Genomic DNA, 3,521 nt, shown 5'->3' on the forward strand with positions numbered 1-3,521 from the left:
TGGCGGAGGGAGCGGGATGAGCCGACGCTCATCATTTTCCCTACGCCGTCAGCGCTCTCGATCCCAGGGCTGACGGGTAACACCGTGGGTCTGCCCGTCAAGCGGCGCTGGCCCTGCCACGCGGGCGTCGGGCCGGAGAGGAGCCGGGCATATTTAAATATGGACGGAGATCCGGCGGGTTTGCGATACCCGTTCTTGGGACACGTTGGTGCCCCGGCCCGCACGGTGGGTCGCCTTCCTCATCGCCTCCGAACGCTCAGGCAATTGCCGCTTGGGCATGGCGCTGATGATCCGCGATCCGTTCGATCCCGCGCGGTGCCGTTCGCTTCGACCCTTTTCAATCCCGCATTTTAGAAGCGGTTTTCATCATGATCCATATCCTCGACGCCCTCGCGGGGTCGGGTAAGACGCGTGCGCTTGCCCGATACAGCCACTACCTCGCTGGCATCAGCCACAAGGTGCTTTTCGTCCAACCGACCAAGCACCTCATCACCAAGACCATCGCCGACGAACTCCGGCCCCTCGATCCGGCCTACCCGGTGCGGGCCATCCATGGGGACAGCCACGTCTCGAAGTCCGTCATCGCGGACATCGTTGCTCACTTCCAGAAGGCCCCTCCAGGCTCTGGCGAGGTGCTGTTCATCACGCACGCCGCCTTCCTGCTGCTCCCCTACATCGAGCGGAAGGCCGACTGGACCCTCATCGTGGATGAGGTCCCGCAGGTGGACTGCTTCCAAGAACTGCGTCTGCCCGAGACGCATCACCTGATCACGCCGTTCCTCGCCCTTATGCCGGGTGGAGCGTCTTACGGCCGTCTCGTCACTTCCGAGGATGCCATCGCGGCTCAGGAGGATGCTCGATGAGCGCCTCCAAGATCGCCCGCAACAAACATGGCGACGACCTGCTCAGCGTGCTTGGGCCACTCGCAAACCGGATCACCTCCGACCATTGGGAGGTCTATGCGGATCAGGCTGGATACGAGCGCCTGATCCGGGGCGAGAAGGAGGGGTGCTCGGTGGGCACCTACTCGCTGCTCAAGCCCTCGGCCTTCAAGGGCTTCAAGCAGGTAGTGATCGCCTCGGCCTGCATGACGGACACGATGCTCTACCGCGTCTTCACGGCTCAGGGCGTCACCCTGAAGCCGGTCGGAGACCGTCTCACCAAGGACCTGCGCTACCTGAAGCATGAGCATGGGGATCGCATCACGATCCACTATGCGGCTGAGGAGGCATGGTCGAAGCGCTACCGAGATAAGCGGATCGAGGGCGAGGACGCCACGGTGCTCGATCGCGTCCGGCAGGCGGTGGGATCACTGGTCGGCACGGAGCCCTTCATCTGGATGGGCAACACCGATCTGGGCAACGACTTCTTCGCCCAGGGTGGAGCGGATCGACTGCCGAACACTCCGCACGGTCTGAACTCGTATCAGGGGGTCCACAACGTGGTGGTGCTCTCAGCGCTCAACCCGCCGCCTGCCCACTTCAGCTTCATGGAAGGGCGTGGCATCAGCGGCGAGGAGATGCGGACGGCTCACTACCGCACGGCTGTGTATCAGGCGGTTATGCGCGGCTCGATCCGGAACCCGGCCGACGCGACGCCCAAGCGCGTCGTGGTGATGGATCGGGATACGGCGGAATGGCTGGCCGATCTGTTCCCCGGCGCGACGGTCGAGCCGTTGCCCGGCATGGGTGTGGTTCCTCGCAAGGGCAAAGCTGGACGGCCGCGCCAGCACGCCAGCGACGCAGCCAAGGCACAGGCGCATCGGGACGGCGAGAAGCACAAGCTGCTCGCCCAACTCGACCTGATCAACGCCACCTCGTTGGTGACGGGGCGCTACCCCTTCCTCGACCAAGAGGTCCGGGCCGAGATGCGCGAGTTCGCGCGTGACGATATCTCCTTAAGAGAAGGGGATTCCGTCACGGCCTCGCCGCCGCCTTTGACGTGCGGCACGGCCTTCGGCTCAATCTACGACCCGGTTCCGCTCGACCACGTGGACTACGAGGACGACGACGCCTTCGTGGCGGGCCTCCTGGCCCTGCATGAGCGCGTAGTCGCCAAGGAGGATGCGGGCGTGTTCTCGCCCGCTCACTTCGATCCAGACAAGACGACCGAGACCGGGCGTGGCCTCGGCAACGTCACGCATCTGCGTGGCATCTGGCTGGACAACGACGGCGGCGACCTGACCCATGCCGCCTTCGCCGACCTGTTCCCATACCTGCGGATCGTGGTCTGGAACACGGCTTCGTCCACGGCGGCCCTGCCACGCTGGCGCGCCTTCATCCCGACGACCTGCGCGATGAGCATGGACGTGCATGCCTTGATCATGGGGCAGATCGAGCGGGTGCTGAACCGGGCGGGGTTCTGGGGCACGCGGCAGTTGGCGAAGCGACCCGGCATCAAGGACCGCCGCTGCCACGGCTTCGACGAGTCGAAGTTCAACGCGGCTTCGCTGTTCTACCTGCCTTGCCAGCCCAAGGACCCAAGGGACGCGTTCTTCATCGACTACGGCGACGGTGACCCCAAGCGTGGGCCGCTCGATCTGCATCAGTGGGTCGAGACGTGCATCCTCAGCCTGAGGCCCGATCCTGAGCCCGTGGCGGCTGTGGTTCCGGCCCTGGTGGCGCCGAGCCCAACGGCAGCGAAGCCAATGCTCACGACGACGGCGGTATGCACGAAGCTGCAAGCCATGCGCGACGCGTTGAAGGCCCAGGCGGCTCAGACCTCGGTTGGTTGGCGGGAGGCTCGGATCAGCGCGGCCATCGAGAGATGGCGTGAGACCGCTCCCATACCGGGCACCGGCCACGCGGGCTTCTTCACCCTGGCAGCGGCGCTGCAACGGGCTGGCCTCGACGAGGCAGACATCCGCTCGAAGCTCTACGACGAGGCGGGATACGCGCACTCGACCCGCGAGCGCCGGAGCGAGATCAAGGGCATCCTCACGAGCCTGCGCCGACGCGGTACCCTCGGGAGGGCCGCACGATGAGCATGACCCACGCCCTCTACGAGTTCGAGCGCGTCATCCCTGAGGCAGAAGTCCGCGAGCGAGCCTCCCGACTGTTGGACCACATGGTCGCTGCTGGTGAGGACCCGGCCGGACTCGATCATACGGACTTCGTACCGATCGCGGTGAAGATGCGGGTGAGGGATTGGGTCTACGACGCCCTCGACCATGGCTTCGCCTTGGACGAGCCGCGGTGGAGCATCAGTCCGGAAGGCGATGCCCACGTCATCCTTCCTTTCCATGACGAGGCCCATGCTGTGGTGTTCCGGACCCTCATTCTCTGATCCTGATGGCGGCCTGGGGTGATCCTCCGGGCCGCATCTAATCGGCAGCCCAACACCTACCGGCCAATCCGTCGATACCCGAGCAGATCGGCGATCCGCGTGTCCCGGTCGATCGCCGCGATGACCTCATCCAGGCGGCACCGAATCCGCGGCGGGGTCAGGCGGGATACCGCATCGAGCCGGGCTCGCAGCGTCATAACGGTCTTAGCGGGCACCCGAACATCGTCGCGATCCCG

General features: G+C 65.3%; 4 protein-coding genes. 3 read left to right on the forward strand and 1 reads right to left on the reverse strand.

Annotation, left to right across the window (positions count from 1 at the left end):
- The first annotated feature begins 368 nt into the window (after nucleotides 1-368).
- From FV226_RS26985 to FV226_RS26995, 3 genes are read left to right on the forward strand one after another with little or no spacing between them, the layout of a single operon-like run.
- Nucleotides 369-863: a hypothetical protein gene (locus FV226_RS26985; RefSeq protein WP_147765336.1), complete on the forward strand. Its 495-nt coding sequence runs from the start codon at nucleotides 369-371 to the stop codon at nucleotides 861-863.
- Nucleotides 860-2,983 (forward strand): hypothetical protein, encoded by a 2,124-nt coding sequence (locus FV226_RS26990; protein WP_147765337.1) that lies wholly within the window; start codon nucleotides 860-862, stop codon nucleotides 2,981-2,983. The genes FV226_RS26985 and FV226_RS26990 overlap by 4 nt, the downstream gene beginning before the upstream one ends.
- Nucleotides 2,980-3,285, forward strand: a complete 306-nt coding sequence (locus tag FV226_RS26995; RefSeq protein WP_147765338.1) for a hypothetical protein — start codon at nucleotides 2,980-2,982, stop codon at nucleotides 3,283-3,285. Before FV226_RS26990 ends, FV226_RS26995 begins: the two co-directional genes overlap by 4 nt.
- 56 nt (nucleotides 3,286-3,341) lie before the next feature.
- Here the strand turns inward: FV226_RS26995 and FV226_RS28405 are convergent.
- The coding region (locus tag FV226_RS28405; protein ID WP_210246557.1) for a hypothetical protein at nucleotides 3,342-3,521 on the reverse strand (180 nt) is incomplete at its 5' end.

It is taken from the genome of Methylobacterium sp. WL12 (assembly GCF_008039475.1).
GTDB classification, from domain to species: domain Bacteria; phylum Pseudomonadota; class Alphaproteobacteria; order Rhizobiales; family Beijerinckiaceae; genus Methylobacterium; species Methylobacterium cerastii.

Excerpts from the sequence above, each read along its gene's own strand:
- FV226_RS26990 (WP_147765337.1), top strand. The coding sequence starts at position 860 with ATGAGCGCCTCCAAGATCGCCCGCAACAAACATGGCGACGACCTGCTC.
- FV226_RS26985 (WP_147765336.1), top strand. The coding sequence starts at position 369 with ATGATCCATATCCTCGACGCCCTCGCGGGGTCGGGTAAGACGCGTGCG.
- FV226_RS26995 (WP_147765338.1), top strand. The coding sequence starts at position 2,980 with ATGAGCATGACCCACGCCCTCTACGAGTTCGAGCGCGTCATCCCTGAG.